The sequence below is a fragment of the Allobosea sp. GW821-FHT10B12 genome (assembly GCF_059415545.1).
Genome location: NZ_JBWKNL010000006.1, coordinates 58,671 through 77,799 on the forward strand (window position 1 = coordinate 58,671; position 19,129 = coordinate 77,799).

Here is a 19,129-nt window from a genome sequence, read left to right on the forward strand (position 1 = left end):
GGTGCGCGAGGCGGCGCAAGCTGCTCAGCTGCGCGCGCCTTTCGGCAGCAGGAAGGTGAGTAGGCCGAAGGCCGGCAGCCAGGCGCAGAGCGAGAAGACCTGGACGATGCCGATCTTGTCGGCGAGTGCACCGAGCGCTGCGGCGGCCAGACCGCCAAGGCCGAAGGCGAGGCCGTAGAACAGCCCGCCGACCAGGCCGACACGGTGCGGCGCCAGGTCGATCGCGTAGATCAGGATCGCCGAAAAGGCGCTCGCCATGATGAAGCTGATGATCACGCTGAGGATCGCGGTCCAGGTGAGGTCGGCATAGGGCAGAGCGAGCGCGAAAGGCAGGCAGCCCAGGATCGACAGCCAGATTACGCGATGGCGGCCGATGCGGTCGCCGATCATGCCGCCGATGATCACGCCGACGGCGCCGACGACGAGGTAGACGAAGAGCAGGATCTGCGAGAGCTGCAGCGAGACCTGGAAGCGCTCGATCAGATAGAAGGTGTAATAGGAGGTGAAGGAAGCCGTATAGGCGTTCTTCGAGAACAGGATGACGATCAGCACCGCCATGGCGAGCAGCACGCGGCCGCGCGGCATGCCATGCGAGGCAACGTCGTCTGCATGGGCTTTCGAGGCGACCTGCTCGCGGCGGAAAGCGGTGTAACGCGAGCCGATCCAGGCCATCAGCAGCATGGCGACGAGCACGATGCCGGAGAACCAGGACAGGCTCTGCTGGCCGTTCGGCACCACGACGGCAGCGGCGAGCAGCGGGCCGGTCGCATAGCCGACATGGCCGCCGACCTGGAACACGCCCTGCGCCAGTCCCTGCCGTCCGGCAGCGGCATGGCGGGCCATGCGGGTCGCCTCGGGGTGGAAGACGGCCGAGCCGGTGCCGACCAGCGCCGCGGCGACCAGCACCATCGGATAGCTGTGGGCGAAGGCGAGCGAGAGCAGCCCGGCCAGCGTCGCGCCCATGCCGGCGACCATCGCATAGGGCCAGGGCTTCTTGTCGGTGACGTAGCCGAGAAGCGGCTGGAGCAGCGAGGAAGTGACCTGGAAGGCCAGCGTGATCAGGCCGATCTGCACGAAGTCGAGCTGATAGGTCTCCTTGATCAGCGGATAGACCGCCGGGATCATCGACTGGATCAGGTCGTTGAGCAGATGGGCGACGCTGAGCGCCGCCAGGACCGGCATCAGCGGGCGGGCGGCGGTCGGCAGAGGGAGCGTGGTCATGGCGCACGCATGCGCTTGCGCGCGGGCGCGGTCAATCGCTGCACGGCGCGCGGGTTGCATGGCCGCTATCGCACACGCGCGCGCCGAAGCTGCGTCAGGGCGATGCCAGCAGCTTCGCCGCCAGCGCTTCGCCCGCGTCCAGGATGTGTGTTTCGAGCGCCCGTGCAGCGGGCTCGATCCGGCCCGCCCGGAGTTCGGCGAGGATCTGCTGGTGCTCAGCCTCCGAGCGCGGTTGCCAGTCGAGCTTCTGCCAGGTCGCGAACAGGAAGCGCGCGCTCGTCCGCTGGAGGTCTGCGATCGTTGCCAGCAAGCGCTGCATGCCGCAGGGGGCTGTGATCGCGAGATGGAAACGGCGATTGGCCGCCTCCCAGACCAGGGCCGCCGCGCTCGCTTCGGATTCGGCGATTGCTGACGCTGCTTCCTGCAGATCGGCTGCCGCGAGCCTCGGGAAGCCGCGGCGCAAGGCTAGGACCTCCAGCGCGGCGCGCATCGCCGTCACCTCCAGCACCAGCTCCGGCTCCAGCGGCGCGACCCGAACGCCTCGGCGCGGCTCGCTGACGAGCAGGCCTTGCGCCTCCAGTGTGCGGAAGGCCTCGCGCACCGGCACATGGCTGGCGCCGAACTCGGCCGCGACATGGTCCTGCCGCACGGCAGCTCCCGGCGCCAGCGCTCCGGTGAGGATGCGCTGCGACAGGCTTCTAGCGATGCGGCTGGTCAGCGAGGCGCCGGCTTCGTTCTCGTCTTGAAAGCTCATGGCTCGTATGATTTCATAGATAATATATGAAATGAGGTATCAAGATGTCGCGCCCTCGTCCTGCCCGCCTGCGCCATATCGCCGGAATCGGCGTCGACCGCATGGGATCAATCGCCGACGCTTCCGGCAAGGATTTCCTGCGGCTGGAGAATCTCGACACTGACATCCCTCCCGATCCCGCGGCGATCGCACGCACGGTCCAAGCCGCCAGCGAGGATGCCGACAACAGCTATCTGCCCTTCGTCGGCCAGGCGCGTTTGCGCGAGGTCGCGGCGCGGCATGTCTCGGCGGTGTCCGGCGTGAGCTATAGCGGCGAGCGCAACTGCGTGATTTCCGCCGGCGGCCTCTCCGGCATCCTCAATGTCCTGCTGGCGACGATCGAAGTCGGCGACGAGGTAATCGTCACCGATCCGACCTATGCCGGGCTGATCAACCGGGTGCGGCTCGCGGGCGGCATGCTGCGCTTCACGCCTTTCGTCTTCGAGCCGGGCGGCGAGTGGCGTCTGGACCGTGAAGCGTTGCGCGCCAGCATCGGGCCGAAGACCACGGCGATGCTGCTGATGTCGCCCTCGATGCCCTCAGGCGGGTGCCTGGACGCTGGTGACTGGGCCCTCGTCGCCGAGCTCTGCGTCGCGCATGACCTGCTGCTGATCGTCGATACCGCGATGGAGCGGCTGGTCTTCGACGGCAGGCCAATGCTGCATCCGGCCGGTTTGCCGGGCATGGCGGAGCGGACGATCACGGTCGGCTCGTCGGCGAAGGAGCTGCGCATGATCGGCTGGCGGGTCGGCTGGATCATTGCGCCGGAGGCGTTCATGCCCGATCTCGTCGCCGTCTCGCTCGCCAATGTCGTGGTGCCGGTCGGCATCGGGCAAGACGCGGTCGCGACCGCGCTGGAGAATTCCGCGACCACGCTGGCGCCTTATGTCGACGAATTGCAGGCGCGGCGTGATTGCGTGCTCGAAGAGTTGCGGGGCCTGCCGGTCGGTGTCCCCGGTGGCGGCTGGTCGCTGCTGCTGCGCGTCTCGGATTTCGGACTGGACGGTGCGACGATGTCGGAGCGGCTGCTGGAGCAGGGCGTCTGCGCCACCGCCATGGCCGGCTGGGGCGAGACGCATGGCGCGCAATATATCCGCTTCGTCTATGCCAACGAGCCGGTCGGACGCCTGCGCGGGCTTGGTGGCCGCGTCTGCGCGGCGCTCCGCCTGTAGCAGCTCGCTCTATCAGCGAGGTCGGCTGCGCGTTCAGGCGACGGCGACACCGAAGCGGCGGCGATAATCGGCCGGGGCAAGCCCGGTGATGCGCTGGAACAGCTTGCGGAAGGCCGAGGCGTCCTCGTAGCCGACATCCCAGGCGATCTGCGCGACCGGGCGGCGGCTCAGTTCCAGCGCCTCGCGCGCCTTCGCGATGCGGACCTGCTGGGCGTATTCGGTTGGCCGCAGGCCCGTCGCCTTGCGGAAGCGGCGCAGGAAGGTGCGCTCCTCCAGGCCTGCTCGCTTCGCCAGCGCCGGTACATCGTGATCCCGGGCGCCGCTCGCCTGCAGCCAGTGCTGCACCTTCAGGATCGCCGCGTCGCCATGGTCGAGCCGCGGCACGAAATGGCCATAGGGCTGCTGGCTGCGTCCGGGTGGATCGATCAGCAGGAAGCGCGCGGTCTCCAGCATCACGCTCGGTCCGAGCAGGCGCTCGACCAGCGTCAGGCCGAGATCGGTCCAGGCCAGGATGCCGCCGGCGGTGATGAGGTCGCCATCGTCGATCACCATGCGGTCGGTATCGACCTTCGCAGCCGGAAAGCGGGCCGCCAGTTCCTTGGCGAACGCCCAATGCGTCGTCGCCTCGCGGCCCTCCAGCAGCCCGGCCTCGCCGAGCAGGAAGGCGCCGGCGCAGACCGAGCACAGCGTCGCGCCCTCGCCATGGCGCTCGGCCAGCCAGGTCGCGAGGCCGTCCATCTTCTGCATCTTGGCCGGCATGATCAGGCTTGGCGGCGCGATCAGGTGGCTCGGGTCGTGCATGGGACCGGGATGGCTGTCGAAGACGCAGTCGACATCGGCGCCCTCCGCTGCCTGGCGCCAATGGCTGACGCGGATCGCGGGCGCCTGCGGGCCGGCGCGCTCCCGGCTCATCTCGCCGGCGATCCGGAACAGATCGGTCAGGCCGTAGACGGCCGCGAGCTGCACGTCGGGATAGAGCAGGAGCCCGATCTCTGCGACAATCTGCTTACCTGTCGTCATGCTGTCAGTTTTGCCCCGCTGATTGTCGGTTCCGCCAAGCGGCAGCATGCATTGCCCCGCCTATAACCGTCCACATCGAAGGGCGACGCTCCTGCCGCCCGGAAGCCGAAGGAAGCGACAGATGAGCACGATCACCACCAGGGACGGCACCGAAATCTTCTACAAGGACTGGGGCCCGAAGGAGGCGCAGCCGATCGTCTTCCACCATGGCTGGCCGCTGAGCGCCGACGACTGGGACAACCAGATGCTGTTCTTCCTGCATCAGGGCTTCCGGGTGATCGCGCATGACCGCCGCGGCCATGGCCGTTCGAGCCAGACCGCGACCGGCAACGAGATGGACACCTACGCCGCCGACGTCGCCGAGCTCGCCGCCCATCTCAACCTTCGGAACGCCATCCATATCGGCCATTCCACCGGCGGCGGCGAGGTCGCTCATTATGTCGCCCGCGCCGAGCCCGGCCGCGTCGCCAAGGCGGTGCTGATCGGGGCGGTGCCGCCGGTCATGGTCAAGTCAGACAAGAACCCCGGCGGCCTGCCGATCGAGGTCTTCGATGGCTTCCGCACTGCGCTCGTCGCCAACCGCGCCCAGTTCTATGTCGATATCCCCACCGGCCCGTTCTACGGTTTCAACCGTGATGGTGCGAAGGTCTCGCAGGGCATCATCGACAACTGGTGGCGGCAAGGCATGATGGGCGGCGCCAAGGCGCATTACGACTGCATCAAGGCCTTCTCCGAGACCGACTTCACCGAGGATCTCCAGAAGATCGAGGTTCCGGTGCTGGTAATGCATGGCGACGACGACCAGATCGTCCCCTATGCCGACTCCGCCCCGCTCGCGGTCAAGCTGCTCAGGAACGGCACGCTGAAGACCTATGCCGGCCTGCCGCACGGCATGTGCACCACCCATCCCGACGTGATCAACGCCGACCTGCTCGCCTTCATCAAGGGCTGAGGCGGCGTGGAGGTCGAGCCATCGGCCTCCCTTTGCCCCGACAGGACTGCCGGCGCGACCGCTACAGCGGCCTGCCGGCAGTATTTTGCATGAGACTCGGGACGGGATGCCAATGGCGGGCGGCGAAGGGCTGGTGATGGCGCGGTGTAGCGCTTAACGGGTGTCCAGCCGCAATTCTGAAGTTTGCCCCGATGACCTCCCGCACAGCCACCGCGACCGGTTCCGTCGCGATCCTGCTTTGGTCGACCTTGGCGCTGTTCACCGCCATGTCCGGACGGGTACCGCCCTTCCAGCTCGTCGGCATGACTTTCGTCATTGGCGGCGTGCTGGTGCTGGCGATCGCAGCGCTGCGGGGGCGCCTGCATCTGGCGCGGCCGACGCCGGCTTCCTTCCTGCTCGGGCTCTACGGGCCGTTTGGCGACACTGCGCTCTATTATGCCGCGGTGAAGACCGCGCCGGCGGCCGAGGCCAATCTGATCCATTATCTCTGGCCGCTGCTGATCGTGCTGTTCGCGGCGCTGCTGCCGGGTGGCGCGCTCAAAGCTCGCCATCTCGTCGGGGCGCTGATCGGCCTTGCCGCGACGGCGCTGCTGATCTCCGGCAGCCTCGGCTCGGGCGCGGGGATCAAGCTCGGCCATGTGCTGGCGGCGCTCGGCGCCTTCATCTGGGCGAGCTATTCGGTGCTGTCGCGGCGCTTCGCTGGGGTGCCGTCCGAGAGCCTTGCTATCACCATGCTCGGCTGCGCCATTCCGGCCTTCGCCTGCCATCTCGCTTTCGAGACGACCTTGTGGGCGCCGAGCGCGGTCGAATGGGGCGGCGTGCTCGGCCTCGGCCTCGGCTCGATCGGCCTCGCCTTCATCTGCTGGGATATCGGCATGAAGAAGGGCGATGTCGCCTTTCTCGGCGTCGCCTCCTATGCGGCGCCCGTGCTCTCGACCGTGATCCTGGTCATCGCCGGCTATGCGCCGGCGAGTTGGCTGCTCGCCGTGTCCTGCGTACTGATCGTCGTCGGCGCGCTGGTTGCGAGCTTCGGTCCGGCGGGACGGAGCGCTGCGCCGAAGGCGGTCGGCAGCTAGGATCAGATGTCGAGAATCCGCGTCTCGTAGGCGTAGACCGTGCGGAAGCCGAGCCGCTTGTACATCTCGAAGGCGAGGCCGTTGCTCTGGTCGACCTGGAGATAGGCGAGGCTGCAGTCCTGCGCCGCGGCCCAGCCCATCAGCCCGAGCATCAGCTGCTTGCCGAGGCCCTTGCCGCGCAGCGCTTCGTCGACGATCACCGCGCCGATCTCGGCCATGCCGCGCTCGGCGACGCTCATCGCATAGGCCGCGGGGCGCCCTTCATGCATCAGGGTCGCGAAGGCCGCGGGGACGCGCACGCCGGAGACGATCGCGGACAGATGCTCGCGGTTGCGCTTGTTGCCGGTCTGGTGGCTGCAGACGCCGTCGATCCAGGCATCGTCCGCCTGCGCGGTCGTGACCATGCCCGCGATGGGCGGGTGCAGGCTTGGATCGAGCTCTGCGGCCATGCCGAAGGAGGCGGTCTCGATGCGGTAGCCGCGCTCGGCGAAACGTTGGCGGGCGCCTTCGGCCACCAGCGGGGTGAAGCGGATGCGGGGTGGCAGGCCGGCCTGGCGATAGAGGCCCTCGACGAAGGCCAGCGTCGCCTCGTCCATGTCGCCGCCCTCGCGCAGCGAGGAGGCGGAGTTGGCGCGGCCGGAATAGCCATTGGCGAAGCGCACCACCCATTGGTCGACGACGAGGGCGGTCGGCGCCGGCCAGGCGTTGACGATGCGGGTCTCGCAGGCCGCGACCAGCGCCATATCCGTGACGGGCTTGTCCATGGTCAGCCTCCGGCTGGGCGTGGCGTCGGCCGCCAGTTCGGCGGCGCCATCTCGAAGCCGGAGAAGGCAAAGCCCGGCGCGACCGTGCAGCCGACCAGCGTCCAGGCGCCGAGCGAGGTCGCGCTTTGCCAGTGGCCGGCCGGCACGACGATCTGCGGTCGCTGACCGGCAGCGAGATCCGTGCCGAGATGATGGGCCGAGGCGTCATGGCCATTCGGCGAGAGCGTGATCACCAGCGGTGCGCCGGCATAATGGTGCCAGATCTCGGCAGCATCGACGCGATGCCATTCCGAGGTCTCGCCGACATCGAGCAGATAGTAGATCGCGGTCGAGAAGCCGCGCCCCTCCGGGCCGGCGGGATCGCGGAAGGTCTCGCGATAGTGCCCGCCCTCGGGATGGGGCTTCAGCTCGAGCAGGCGGATGACCTCGGCGGCGCTGAGACCGTTCAACGTGCTCATCGCGGATCAGAACCTGTTCTTGGCCTCGCGCAGCGCGGCGAAGATCTCGCCGGCCGGCTTGCCGACGATGCCGAGCGTCGCAGCGAGCGCAGGTTCGCCGGCACGGAAGAACGGGTTGGTCGCTTTCTCCTCGCCGACCGTGCTCACGGCCCAAAAGCGACCTTCAGCCTTGGCCGCCTCGGCCTCGGCGAGGCGCGCCGCGACGGCGGCGTTGCTCGGGTCCATGGCGGCTGCGAAGCGGGCGTTAGAGAGCGTGTAGTCGTGGCCGGTGATCAGCGTGGTGGCATCCGGCAGCGCCATGACCCGCGACAGCGAGGTCCACATCGCCTCCATCCGGCCAGGCATCACCCGGCCGCAGCCCATGACGAAGACGACGTCGCCGACCAAAGCGAGCTTCGCTTTCCGGCTGACGAGGCTGACATGGCCCTCGGCATGGCCGGGCGTCGCCCAGGTCTCGAAGTCGTAGCCGCCGACCGAGACGTGGTCGCCTTCGCTGAGGACCACGTCGACCGGGGCGCCGGAGCGTGCGGCCTCCGGCGCGAACACCTTGGCGCCGGTCGCCTGCTTCAGCGCGGCGATGCCCTGGACATGGTCGGCATGCTCATGCGTCACCAGCACCTGGCTGATCGTCCAGCCCTTGGCCTTGGCGGCGGCGAGCACCTCGCCGGCATCGGGAACGTCGACGGTGGCGCAGGCGCCTGTGCCTGGGTCGCGCAGCAGCGCGCCGGCATTGTCGCTGAGCGTGCGGAAGACATGGATGTCGAGCGGCATGGGAAGCTCCGGCAATCGGCAGTCGAGACGCCTGATTGAAGCAAGCCGGCGTCTGTAGCAAGACACCAGGCTTCGCCTTGCGGCTTGCCCTTGCGCTCGCGCCGGCGCTGCGCCATCTCCGTCAGTATGGCCTTGGACGTCGTCGACCTGCGCAGCTTCTATGCCAGCCCGCTCGGGCACGTGGCGCGCCGGGTCGTCGGCAAGGTGATGTTGAAGTTCTGGCCCGATTGCCGGCGCCAGCGCCTGCTGGGCCTTGGATTCGCGACGCCCTATCTGCCGCTGCTCGGCGGCGAGGCGGAGCGCGTCATCGCCTTCATGCCGGCGGCGCAGGGCGTGGTGAACTGGCCTTCGCCAGGCCTCTCGGCTTCCGCTCTGGTCGAGCCGACGCTGCTGCCGTTGCCGACAGCCTCGGTCGACCGCGTGCTGATGGTGCACGCGCTGGAAGAGACCGAGAGTCCGGAAGACCTGCTCGAGGAGATCTCGCGCGTGCTGAGCCCGGGCGGGCGCCTGATCGTCGTCGTGCCGAACCGGCGCGGCCTATGGGCGCGGATGGATACGACGCCCTTCGGCCATGGAAGGCCGTTCAGCCGCTCGCAGATCGAGGCGCTGATGCGCCGCGCCATGTTCTCGCCCGAGCACTGGGCCGAGGCGCTCTATGTGCCGCCGTTGCGCCGGCGTCTGTTCATGCGCTCGGCCATGGCCTGGGAGAAGGTCGGCGCCGGGTTGTCGCTGCCCTTCGCCGGCGTCTACGTCATCGACGCGACCAAGCAGTTCTACCGGCGTGCTCCCCTGCGCGCGACGCGGCGCAGCTTCGCCTTCCGGCCGGTGCTGCTGCCGCAAGGCCATCCTTCGAGCCGCCTGCCGCGGCAGGATGAGGCTAAGAGCCTCTAACAAAAGCCTGGACCTATCTGGATGGGTCTTGGAGGAGCCGAATGCCAGGAGGAGCGTGCAGCCGATATCCTTTGATATCGGCAAGTCGGTCCGACGCAGCAGGCGGCCCTCCAAGGCACACCTCCGGCGCCGGGAATTCGCCCACCCGCGGCGTCGCATCGCTTGCCGATACCAACGGTATCGGCTGCGCGCTGCTCCTGGCGGAATGGACGAATTGCCGGCGTCCAGATAGGTCCAGGTTTTGTTAGAGGCTCTAAGATGCCAGCGGGTTGACAATTTCACCGGGGCGCGGCCAAGGTCCGCCGCCTTTTTTGACCGTTCCGTCACCGCGGCCTCGGGCCGGCGTGTTTTTCCCCCGGGAAGCGGGACCTGATCTGGATGTCGATGCGAAGCTATCTCGATTTCGAAAAGCCGGTTGCCGAATTGGAGGCGAAGGCAGATGAACTGCGCGCGCTCGACGGCAAGGGCGACGGCTATTCGCTCGCCGAGGAGATCGGCAAGCTCGAGGCCAAGGCGTCCCAGGCGCTGAAGGACCTCTATGGCGCCCTTACGCCCTGGCAGAAGACGCTGGTGGCACGCCATCCGCAGCGCCCGCATTTCCTCGATTATTGCTCGGCACTGATCGACGAGTTCACCCCGCTCGCCGGCGATCGCGCCTTCGGCGAGGACGAGGCGATCGTCGGCGGCTTCGGCCGTTTCCGTGGCGAGCCGGTCTGCGTGATGGGCCAGGAGAAGGGCAACTCGACCGAGACCCGCATCCGGCACAATTTCGGCATGCCTAAGCCCGAGGGCTATCGCAAAGCGGTGCGCCTGATGGAACTGGCGGACCGGTTCGGCCTGCCGGTGCTGAGCTTCATCGATACAGCCGGCGCCTATCCCGGCATTGAGGCCGAGGAGCGCGGCCAGGCCGAGGCAATCGCGCGCTCGACCGAGACCTGCCTTGCCCTGCGCACGCCGAGCGTCGCGCTGGTGATCGGCGAAGGCGGTTCCGGCGGAGCGATCGCCATCGCCGCCGCCAGCAAGGTGCTGATGCTGGAGCACGCGATCTATTCGGTGATCTCGCCGGAAGGCGCGGCCTCGATCCTCTGGCGCGACACGACCCGGGCACAGGACGCCGCGACCGGCATGAAGATCACCGCGCAGGACCTGCTGCGCTTCGGCGTGATCGACAGGATCGTCACCGAGCCGACCGGCGGCGCCCATCGCGATCCCCAGGCTGCGATCGAACGGGCTGGCGCTGCAATCGAGGCGGCGCTCTCGGACCTCGCCGGCCTCAGCGGTGACGAGATCATCGATCGGCGGGCGGAAAAATATCTGGCGATCGGCCGGGCACTGTAATCGGGATTTGTGCGCAAGTGCGCACTCGGCCGGGCAGGGGCTTTACCGTGGCTTCACCATATGGCCATCTGCGGAGCCCCTGTGGTAAGGAACGGTCAAGGCTAACGGTCCTACAACCGGGCAACGGGCATAATTTGGCCTTGTTGCGTGGTGAATTGTCGGCTTGACGCGTCCGCGCGAGATGGGATTGACGACGTGGCTGTGAGACATTTCGCGCTGGCGGCGCTCCTTGGCCTCACTTTGGCAGCCTGCGAAGAGGAGCGCTATCGCGGCTCCGCGCGCCATAACATCCCGATTCCGTCCGCGACCTACACGCTGATGTCCGAGAAGGGCATGAGCAAGAGCCAGCCCATCCTGATTCGCTCCTACAAGAAGGAGTCGGAGCTCGAGATCTGGAAGAAGCGCGCCGACGGCAAGTACGCCCTGCTCAAGACCTTCCCGATGTGCCGCTGGTCGGGTCAGCTCGGGCCGAAGGTGCGCGAGGGCGACCGCATGGCGCCGGAAGGCTTCTACGCCATCACCCCGGCGCAGATGAACCCGAACTCGTCCTATTACGTCTCATTCAACATGGGCTATCCCAACGCCTATGATCGCTCACATGGCCGCACCGGCGCGCATCTGATGGTGCATGGCGCCTGCTCCTCGGCCGGCTGCTACTCGATGACCGACGACCAGATCGGCGAGCTCTATGCCCTGGTGCGCGAAGCCCAGAATGGCGGGCAGAAGGCCGTGCAGATGCAGGCTTTCCCCTTCCGGATGACGCCGGAGAACCTCGCCAAGCACCGGCTCGACCCGAACATCGCCTTCTGGAAGAACCTGAAGGAAGGCTCTGATTTCTTCGAGGTGGCCAAGGACGAACCGTCGATCTCCGTGGCCGGTGGGCGCTACGCCTTCAATCGCGATGGCGGTCAGGTCGACGCGTCGGTGACGCAGGCGGTGGCCGAGAAACGCCAGCAGGACGAGATCCAGGTTGCGGCGCTCGTCTCGAAGGGCACGCCGGCGATCAAGCTGATCTATGACGACGGCGACCAGCATTCCTCGTTCAAGCGCATGCTGGCCCAGTCCGGCGCCGATTCGATGAACAGGTCGGTTGCCTGGGGCTCGCGCGATGTCGGCATCAGCCGCGTCGACTCGTTGATCGGCCCACGGGTCGTCGTGCTCGACGACAAGGGTCGCACCAAGGCGACCGTCAGGGCCGAATCGGCTGAGAATGAAGCCGTGCTCGCCGCTGTCAGCAGCGCGCAGGCGGAGGAGGCCAAGCCCGTGGTCGCCGCCGCACCGGCAAAGCCTGCCGCTGCCCAGCCTGCCGCCAAGCCGGCGAGCGATGCGGCGACGCAGGTCGCCAAGGTGACGGCTGGCGCCGCGACGCCCGCGCCGATCCAGACGGCTGCGGCCGAGCCGGCGCAGCCCTCCTTCTACCAGCGGGCGCTGAGCTTCGTGCCGTTGCTCGGTGGCTCCTCCGAGCCTAAGGAGCAGGCGCCGATCGCTTCGACCGTGCCGGAGAGCCCGCAGACGGTGACCGCGCCCTTGCCGCCGCGCCGCTCCTCGACGCTGCGGACTTCGCAGCTGCAGCCAGACGCCTCCTATGCGAGTCAGCCCGCTGTGCGCTGAGCGGCTCGACAGTCACCTGATGTAAAAAAGTCACGCCCGCGGCCAGCAATGGCCGCGGGCGCTTTTCTAGGCGTCTAAACAGCGAAATCCGCCAGTATTGCCCATCGCGCGGGCAGGTTGCAAAAAACCTCGCCTTGCCGATTTTGTGCCCGCGCCGGCTTAATCATGGCGAATGCATGACGAGAATCATGCAGGGACCTTGATGGAGTTCGCAATGGCTGCCTTGAAAACTTCCGGCTTGCTGACGGGCTTTGCGCTTTCGATGGCGCTCACGGTTTCGGGCGCGGCGCTCGCCTCGGATTTGCCGAGCCGCAAGGGGGCCCCGCCTGTTCCCGCGCCGCCCAGCATCACCTGGTTCGACATCGCCGTCAGCGTGAAGGGCATGACGGACTATAATTTCCGCGGCATCTCGCAGACTGACCGCAAGCCGGCGATCCAGGGCGGCGCCGAGCTGCAGATCTACGACAATCTGTTCTATGTCGGCGTCTACGCCTCGAATGTCGACCTGGCGACCAGCCCGCCGGCAGAGATCGACTTCTACGGCGGTATCCGGCCGAAGTTCGGGCCGGTCACCGTCGATCTCGGCGTCTGGCAGTACTACTATCCGGGCGAGAAGGCCTATATCGACACGGCCGGCGTGTTCTGGACGCCGAAGAACACCGACTACACCGAGGTTTACGGCAAGGTCAGCTATAATTTCGAGGACAAGCTGATCCTCGGCGCGAACGTCTTCTACGCCTGGGACTGGCTCGGGACTGGTGCGACCGGTACCTACGCGTCGGTGACGGCGAAGTACAACCTGCCGTTCCTGGAAGGCCTGTCGGTTTCGGGCGAGCTCGGCCGCTACTGGCTCGGCACCACCAATCTCGCGATCTGGTCGACGCTGCCGCCGACCGACCTGCCAGACTACACCTACTGGAACGCCGGCGTCTCCTACACCTGGAAGAACCTGACGGCGGATGTGCGCTATCACGACACCAGCCTGTCGAAGAGCGAGTGCTTCCTGCTGACCGCCGATCCGCGCGGCATCACCTCCGGCTCGGGGCGCTCGAAGTGGTGTAACCCGACCGTGGTGGCGACGCTCTCCTTCGACATCACCGCCAGCAGCGTCGGCATCTTCGCGCCGAAGTAGCAGCCGGCTGCACGGACTGTTTCGAGGGCCGCTCGCGAGGGCGGCCCTTTTCCGTTGCTCGGCAGCGCGTGAGGACGCTAGCGCGCCAGCGAGGCCCTCATGTAATTGCGCGGCGCTGTGCCCAGTCGTCGTCTGAACATGGTGGTGAACGCCGCCACATTGTCATAGCCCGCGAGCATGGCGACCTGCGTGACCGGCACGCCTTCCGCCAGCCGGGGAAGGCAGGCGAACAGGCTGGCCTGCTGGCGCCAGGCGACGAAGCTCAGACCGGTCTCGCGCTGGAAAAACCGTGTGAAGGTCCGCCGACTCATCGCCAGCTTCGCGGCCCAGTCGTCGAGGCGCTCGGTGACCGATGGCGCGGCCATATAGGCGCGGCAGAGGGCGGAAAGCCGCCTGTCGGCGGGGAAGGGCAGGCCGAGCGGCCGGATCGGCAGCGCGGTGATCTCGGCCGTCAGCAATTCCAGGACGAGCTCGAGCTTGCGGGCGCCGGGCGGAGCGTCACTCAGGCGGATTGCCTCGGTGATCAGCGCATGCGCCAGATCGGTGACGCCGAGGACCTGGAGCATGCGCTGCGTCAGGTCGTCATCGCCGGTGAGGAGATAGACCGACTTGATGCTGACATTGCTCAGCATCTCGACGGAGTGCTGCAGCCGGCCCGGGATGAGCAGGGCATGGCCCGGCGGAATCATCCAGCAGCCGCGTTCGGTCTCGATCAGCACGACGCCGGAGAAGGCGCAGAGCAGCTGGATATGGCGATGGCTGTGCGGCGGAATCCTGTATCCGGCCGGATTGTCCGAGATGCGGACCAGAATATCGCCATCCGAGTCAGCAACCCGGCCGTGAAGGCGGTGATGGTCGGCATGGAGGGCATCGACCTGTTGCTGCGGCAGCTTTTTCACCGAATGGCCCAAACACGAAAGAAATCGACCGAAACACGAAAGAAGGTCACGAGCAAGCCCTGTAGAAGGAGCGCCGCTACAGGTTCACCAAGGGACACCGCCATGGTTGCAACGATCGAGGGGAGCCGCCCCCGCTTCGAGAAGACGACGATCTCCGTTCTGCTCGCAGTCAGCTTCTGCCATCTGCTGAACGACGTGATGCAGTCGCTGCTGGCTTCGCTCTACCCGTTGTTCAAGGCGAACTACGCCCTTGATTTCGTCCAGATCGGCCTGCTGACCATGGCCTTCCAGGTCACGGCCTCGCTGCTGCAGCCGGTCGTCGGCATGGTGACCGATCGCTGGCCGATGCCCTATTCGGCGCCCGCCGGCATGGCCTCGACCTTCGGTGGCCTGATTCTGCTCGGCAACGCCCATAATTTTGCGGTGCTGATCGTGGCCGCCTGCCTGATTGGCCTGGGCTCGGCGATTTTTCACCCGGAGGCGTCGCGGGTCGCGCGGCTCGCCTCGGGCGGGCGGCATGGACTGGCGCAGTCGCTGTTCCAGGTCGGCGGCAATCTCGGCTCGGCGCTGGGGCCGTTGCTGGCAGCCTTCATCGTATTGCCCTTCGGCCAGGGCAGCGTCGCCTGGCTCTCGGTTATCGCCATGGCGGGTGTGTTCGTCCTGACGCGGGTAGGGGCCTGGTATGCCGCCCATCGCCGGGCGCAGGCCGGCCGCCCGGCTGCCAGCCGCGCCTTGCCACTGCCGGGGCGGCGCGTCGCCTTCGCTTTGTTCGTCCTCGTGCTGCTGACCGCGACCAAGAACGTCTACATGGCGAGCATATCGAGCTACTTCACCTTTTACGTCATCGAGCAGTTCCAACTCGGCTTCCGCGATGCGCAATTGATGCTGTTCCTGTTCCTCGGTGCGGCCGCGATCGGCACCTTCGCCGGTGGCCCGATCGGCGACCGCTTCGGCGCGCGCTTCGTGATCTGGTTCTCGATCCTCGGCGTCATCCCGTTCGCGCTGCTCCTGCCCTACGCCAACCTGTTCTGGACCGGTGTCCTCAGCGTGATGATCGGACTGATCTTCGCCTCGGCCTTCTCGGCGATCGTGGTGTTCGCGCAGGAGCTGGTGCCGGGCCGCGTCGGCCTGATCGCCGGCATGTTCTTCGGCTTCGCCTTCGGCGCGGGCGGGCTTGGCGCCGCCTTCCTCGGCGGCTTCGCCGATGCCTATGGCATCACCTTCGTCTACAAGGTCTGTTCCTATCTGCCGCTGCTGGGGCTGCTGACCATTCTGCTGCCAAGGCTACCACGGCACAGCGCGGGCTAAGCCGCGCACCTCAGGAAGGGGTGGAGGGGACGACCGCCTCTCCAGCCTTGCCGGCAAGGGCGATGAGCTGCGCCTGTTGCTCCGGCGTCAGCAGACGCAATGGAAGGCTGATCGGCGCTCCGGCCAGCGGCCATAGCGAGAGCAGGCCGTGGCCTTGCGTCGCGGAGCGGATGGCCGAGAACGGCATGAAGCCGCGCATGTTGCGGCTGCGCGTCCAGAAGCCGGCTTCCGTGACCAGGATACGGCAACCCTGCCACTCGGCCATGAAATCGTCGAAGGCTGCCCGCTCGCGCTGCGCCGCGGAAGCGCGGGCGGCGAGGGAGGGCGCCCAGAGGCCGAGCCAGAAGGCGGCGAAGGCGAGTGCCGCGATCGTCCCACCGGCGCGCAGCTCCGTCGCGCCGCCGGTGACTGCGAGGCTCGCAGCGAGCAGAGCCACGGCGCAGCCGCAGGCGATCAGAACGCCCCAACCCTCCCAGAACGAAGGTTTCATCAGAGCCTGCCGTCTGCCGGCCTCGATGGCCTGGTAGTGCGCGAATTCCTCGGCAGTGTAATCGAGCCGTATCTCGAAAGCGGCCTGGCTCACGGACGGCTCCACGCCCTGTTACGTCTTGCATCGTCAGGATGCAGGCGCGCGCGCCGGCGGCAAGAAAAAAGCTCCGGCGGTCGGCCGGAGCTTTTCGATCTGGTCGGAAGGCTCTGCAAGCCGGCTCAGACGAACTGACCGTGGCAGTGCTTGAACTTCTTGCCGGAGCCGCAGGGGCAGAGTTCGTTGCGGCCGACCTTGCCCCAGGTCGCGGGATCGGCCGGGTTGCGCTCGGCGACGGCGAGGTCGCCATCGGTCGCGGCGAATTGCGGCTGGCTGGCGAAGAAACCGGCCGGCGGTGGCGGCAAGGCATCGTTGCCGCCCTGGTCGAAGCTCTGGCCCTCTTCCGGCGGCTGTTCGAAGCGGACCTCGACGCGCATCAGATTGCCGGTGACCTGCTCGCGCAGGCGGCCGATCAGCCCGTCGAACAGCTCGAAGGCCTCCTGCTTGTATTCGTTCAGCGGGTCGCGCTGGGCATAGCCGCGCCAGCCGATGACCTGACGCAGATGATCGAGGGTGACGAGATGCTCGCGCCAGAGATGGTCGAGCGTCTGCAGCAGCACCTGCTTCTCGATATAGGTCATCACCTCTTCGGTGTTGCGCTCGATGCGCGCCGTGTAGTCGTCGTCGGCGGTCTTGCGGATGCGCTCACGCAATTCGGCATCGGCGATGCCCTCTTCCTTGGCCCAGTCCTCGATCGGCAGTTCGAGGTTGAGATAGGTCGCGACATCCTCGCGCAGGCCCGCGGCATCCCACTGCTCGGGATAGGCGTCCTCGGGGATGCGCCGAGAGACGGTGTCCTCGACGACGCCGTGGCGCATGTCGTCGATGGTCTCGCGCACGCTCTCGGTTCGCATGAACTCGCGGCGCTGCTCGAACACGACCTTGCGCTGGTCGTTCATGACGTCGTCGTATTTCAGGATGTTCTTGCGGATGTCGAAGTTGCGCGCCTCGACCTTGCCCTGAGCCTTCTCGACCGCCTTGTTGATCCAGGGATGGACGATGGCCTCGTCCTCCTGCAGGCCGAGCTTCTGCAGCATGCCGTCCATCCGGTCGGAGCCGAAGATGCGCATCAGATCGTCCTGCAGCGACAGGAAGAACTTGGAGCGGCCGGGATCGCCCTGGCGGCCGCCGCGGCCGCGCAGCTGGTTGTCGATACGCCGGCTCTCATGGCGCTCGGTGCCGATGATGTAGAGGCCGCCGGGGCGGGTCATGGTCTTGGCCGGGCGCGAGCCCTTGGCCGGTTCGAGCTCGATGGTCTCAGAGGCGTTGAGGACGATCTCCTTGAAACGCGCGACCTCTTCTTCGATCGCCTTGGTCCTGGCCTGCTTTTCCGGCCCGTCCTCCATGCCGGCGGTCTCGATCGAGACGCGCATCTCGACATTGCCGCCGAGTTTGATGTCGGTGCCGCGGCCGGCCATGTTGGTGGCGATGGTGATCGCGCCGGGCACGCCGGCCTCGGCGACGATGAAGGCTTCCTGCTCGTGGAAGCGGGCGTTCAGCACGGCGAACTGCTTGGTGCTCTTGCCGGTGCGGGCAGCCGCATAGAGTGAGTCGAGCGCGCCGGGCTGGCTGAAGTCGATCTGCTTGAAGCCGGCGGCGACCAGCATCTCGGCGATCTGCTCGGACTTCTCGATCGAGGCGGTGCCGACCAGGACCGGCTGCAGGCGCTCGCTGGCGCGCTCCAGCTCCTTGATGATCGCCTTCACCTTCTCCGGGAAGCTGCGGTAGACCTCGTCGTCGTCGTCGATACGGGCGACCGGGACATTGGTCGGGATCTCGACCACTTCGAGCTTGTAGATCTGCTCGAACTCGTCGGCCTCGGTACCGGCGGTACCGGTCATGCCGGCGAGCTTCTTGTAAAGGCGGAAATAGTTCTGGAAGGTGATCGAGGCGAGCGTCGCGTTCTCGGGCTGGACGGTGACGTGCTCCTTGGCCTCGAGCGCCTGGTGCAGGCCTTCCGAATAGCGCCGGCCCGGCATCATGCGGCCGGTGAACTCGTCGATGATCACGACCTCGTCGTTGCGGACGATATAGTCCTTGTCGCGCGTGAACAGCGAGTGGGCGCGCAGCGCCTGGTTGACATGGTGGACCAGGGTGACGTTGGCGGCGTCGTAGAGATCGCCCTCCTTGAGGAGGTCGGCCTCGCGCAGCAGCTCTTCGATATGCTCGTTGCCGGCCTCGGTCAGGGCGACCGTGCGCTGCTTCTCGTCGACATCGTAATCGCTCTTGATCAGCTTGGGCAGAACCTTGTCGATCGCGACATAGAGGTCCGACTTGTCGTCGAGCGGGCCGGAGATGATCAGCGGCGTGCGGGCTTCGTCGATCAGGATCGAATCGACTTCGTCGACGATCGCGAAATGGTGGCCGCGCTGGCTCATCTGCGCGACCTCGTACTTCATGTTGTCGCGCAGATAGTCGAAGCCGAACTCGTTGTTGGTGCCGTAGGTGATGTCGCTGGCGTAGGCGCGCTGGCGCTCCTCATCGTCGAGGCCGTGGACGATGATGCCGAAGCTGAGCCCGAGGAAATTGTAGATCTTGCCCATCCACTCGGCGTCGCGGCGGGCGAGGTAGTCGTTGACGGTGACGACGTGGACGCCCTTGCCGGCGAGCGCGTTGAGATAGACCGGCAAGGTCGCGACCAGGGTCTTGCCTTCGCCGGTCTTCATTTCGGCGATCGAACCCTCGTGCAGCACCATGCCGCCGATCAGCTGGACGTCGAAATGGCGCTGGCCGAGCGTGCGCTTGGCCGCCTCGCGCACGGTGGCGAAGGCCGGGACGAGCAGGTCGTCGAGCTTCGCGCCGTCGGCGATCTGCTGCTTGAAGGTTTCGGTGCGGGCGCGAAGAGCCTCGTCGGAGAGCTGGGACACCTCGGCTTCGAGCGCGTTGATCGCAGCGACGCGGGGTTGGTAGCCCTTCACCCGCCGATCGTTCGACGAGCCGAAGAGTTTCTTTGCAAGCGCGCCAAGCATGTCTGGCCTTTCAATGGCGAATCCGGCCGGCACTGAGGGCGTGGCCGAAGCGGTAATCCCAGGAATTTCACGCGCGTGTTTAGACGGGCGCAGGCGCGTGGTCCAGCACGCGCTCATCCGCGCGCATGTAAGGTCCGGCCAGGCCGGTTCCAAGAGGCTCGGACGGTG

The 19,129-nt window shown here is 66.9% G+C and carries 17 protein-coding genes; 8 read left to right on the forward strand and 9 right to left on the reverse strand.

Annotated elements, in window-relative coordinates; all coding sequences use genetic code 11:
* Nucleotides 1-24 precede the first annotated feature (24 nt).
* A complete protein-coding gene (locus AC07O0_RS20390; protein WP_494625517.1) occupies nt 25-1,221 on the reverse strand; it encodes an MFS transporter in 1,197 nt (398 codons plus the stop codon).
* A 94-nt stretch (nt 1,222-1,315) separates the two neighbouring features.
* Nucleotides 1,316-1,975 (reverse strand): GntR family transcriptional regulator, encoded by a 660-nt coding sequence (locus tag AC07O0_RS20395; RefSeq protein WP_494625518.1) that lies wholly within the window; start codon nt 1,973-1,975, stop codon nt 1,316-1,318.
* A gap of 44 nt (nt 1,976-2,019) precedes the next feature.
* Here AC07O0_RS20395 and AC07O0_RS20400 point away from each other — a divergent pair, with 44 nt between their 5' ends.
* Nucleotides 2,020-3,186 carry a pyridoxal phosphate-dependent aminotransferase gene (locus tag AC07O0_RS20400; protein ID WP_494625519.1) on the forward strand — a complete coding sequence of 389 codons (1,167 nt, stop codon included), beginning with the start codon at nt 2,020-2,022 and terminating at the stop codon, nt 3,184-3,186.
* A gap of 33 nt (nt 3,187-3,219) precedes the next feature.
* On the opposite strand, the gene AC07O0_RS20405 is transcribed toward AC07O0_RS20400, so the two are convergent.
* The gene (locus tag AC07O0_RS20405; RefSeq protein ID WP_494625520.1) at nt 3,220-4,206 is read right to left on the reverse strand and encodes a GlxA family transcriptional regulator; all 987 of its coding nucleotides are present in this window, start codon (nt 4,204-4,206) and stop codon (nt 3,220-3,222) included.
* 121 nt (nt 4,207-4,327) lie between these two features.
* Between AC07O0_RS20405 and AC07O0_RS20410 the strand changes: the two genes are divergently transcribed.
* Nucleotides 4,328-5,158, forward strand: a complete 831-nt coding sequence (locus AC07O0_RS20410; RefSeq protein WP_494625521.1) for an alpha/beta fold hydrolase — start codon at nt 4,328-4,330, stop codon at nt 5,156-5,158.
* A gap of 191 nt (nt 5,159-5,349) precedes the next feature.
* Nucleotides 5,350-6,234: an aromatic amino acid exporter YddG gene (gene yddG / locus AC07O0_RS20415; protein WP_494625522.1), complete on the forward strand. Its 885-nt coding sequence runs from the start codon at nt 5,350-5,352 to the stop codon at nt 6,232-6,234.
* Nucleotides 6,235-6,236: 2 nt separating this feature from the next.
* On the opposite strand, the gene AC07O0_RS20420 is transcribed toward yddG, so the two are convergent.
* From AC07O0_RS20420 to gloB, 3 genes are read right to left on the reverse strand one after another with little or no spacing between them, the layout of a single operon-like run.
* The gene (locus AC07O0_RS20420) at nt 6,237-6,998 is read right to left on the reverse strand and encodes a GNAT family N-acetyltransferase (protein ID WP_494625523.1); all 762 of its coding nucleotides are present in this window, start codon (nt 6,996-6,998) and stop codon (nt 6,237-6,239) included.
* Nucleotides 6,999-7,000: 2 nt separating this feature from the next.
* Complete coding sequence (locus AC07O0_RS20425) at nt 7,001-7,456, reverse strand: cupin domain-containing protein (RefSeq protein ID WP_494625524.1); 456 nt, start codon at nt 7,454-7,456, stop codon at nt 7,001-7,003.
* Between the two features lie 6 nt (nt 7,457-7,462).
* Entirely contained in the window at nt 7,463-8,227 is a 765-nt protein-coding gene (gene gloB / locus AC07O0_RS20430) for a hydroxyacylglutathione hydrolase (RefSeq protein WP_494625525.1), read from the reverse strand.
* Between the two features lie 126 nt (nt 8,228-8,353).
* On the opposite strand from gloB, the gene AC07O0_RS20435 reads away from it, so the two are divergent.
* The 4 genes from AC07O0_RS20435 (at nt 8,354) to AC07O0_RS20450 (ending at nt 13,199) form a co-directional block, all read left to right on the forward strand.
* A complete protein-coding gene (locus AC07O0_RS20435; RefSeq protein WP_494625526.1) occupies nt 8,354-9,118 on the forward strand; it encodes a class I SAM-dependent methyltransferase in 765 nt (254 codons plus the stop codon).
* A gap of 384 nt (nt 9,119-9,502) precedes the next feature.
* The gene (locus tag AC07O0_RS20440; RefSeq protein WP_494625859.1) at nt 9,503-10,456 is read left to right on the forward strand and encodes an acetyl-CoA carboxylase carboxyltransferase subunit alpha; all 954 of its coding nucleotides are present in this window, start codon (nt 9,503-9,505) and stop codon (nt 10,454-10,456) included.
* 195 nt (nt 10,457-10,651) lie between these two features.
* A complete protein-coding gene (locus AC07O0_RS20445; RefSeq protein WP_494625527.1) occupies nt 10,652-12,067 on the forward strand; it encodes a L,D-transpeptidase family protein in 1,416 nt (471 codons plus the stop codon).
* A gap of 214 nt (nt 12,068-12,281) precedes the next feature.
* Nucleotides 12,282-13,199 (forward strand): TorF family putative porin, encoded by a 918-nt coding sequence (locus AC07O0_RS20450; RefSeq protein WP_494625528.1) that lies wholly within the window; start codon nt 12,282-12,284, stop codon nt 13,197-13,199.
* A 77-nt stretch (nt 13,200-13,276) separates the two neighbouring features.
* On the opposite strand, the gene AC07O0_RS20455 is transcribed toward AC07O0_RS20450, so the two are convergent.
* A complete protein-coding gene (locus AC07O0_RS20455) occupies nt 13,277-14,098 on the reverse strand; it encodes an AraC family transcriptional regulator (RefSeq protein ID WP_494625529.1) in 822 nt (273 codons plus the stop codon).
* 102 nt (nt 14,099-14,200) lie between these two features.
* Here AC07O0_RS20455 and AC07O0_RS20460 point away from each other — a divergent pair, with 102 nt between their 5' ends.
* The gene (locus AC07O0_RS20460) at nt 14,201-15,406 is read left to right on the forward strand and encodes an MFS transporter (protein ID WP_494625530.1); all 1,206 of its coding nucleotides are present in this window, start codon (nt 14,201-14,203) and stop codon (nt 15,404-15,406) included.
* Between the two features lie 10 nt (nt 15,407-15,416).
* Here the strand turns inward: AC07O0_RS20460 and AC07O0_RS20465 are convergent, their stop codons facing one another.
* Nucleotides 15,417-15,989: a hypothetical protein gene (locus tag AC07O0_RS20465; protein ID WP_494625531.1), complete on the reverse strand. Its 573-nt coding sequence runs from the start codon at nt 15,987-15,989 to the stop codon at nt 15,417-15,419.
* A gap of 125 nt (nt 15,990-16,114) precedes the next feature.
* Nucleotides 16,115-18,961, reverse strand: coding sequence for a preprotein translocase subunit SecA (secA, locus tag AC07O0_RS20470; protein ID WP_494625532.1), 2,847 nt, complete (start codon nt 18,959-18,961; stop codon nt 16,115-16,117).
* Nucleotides 18,962-19,129: the final 168 nt, after the last annotated feature.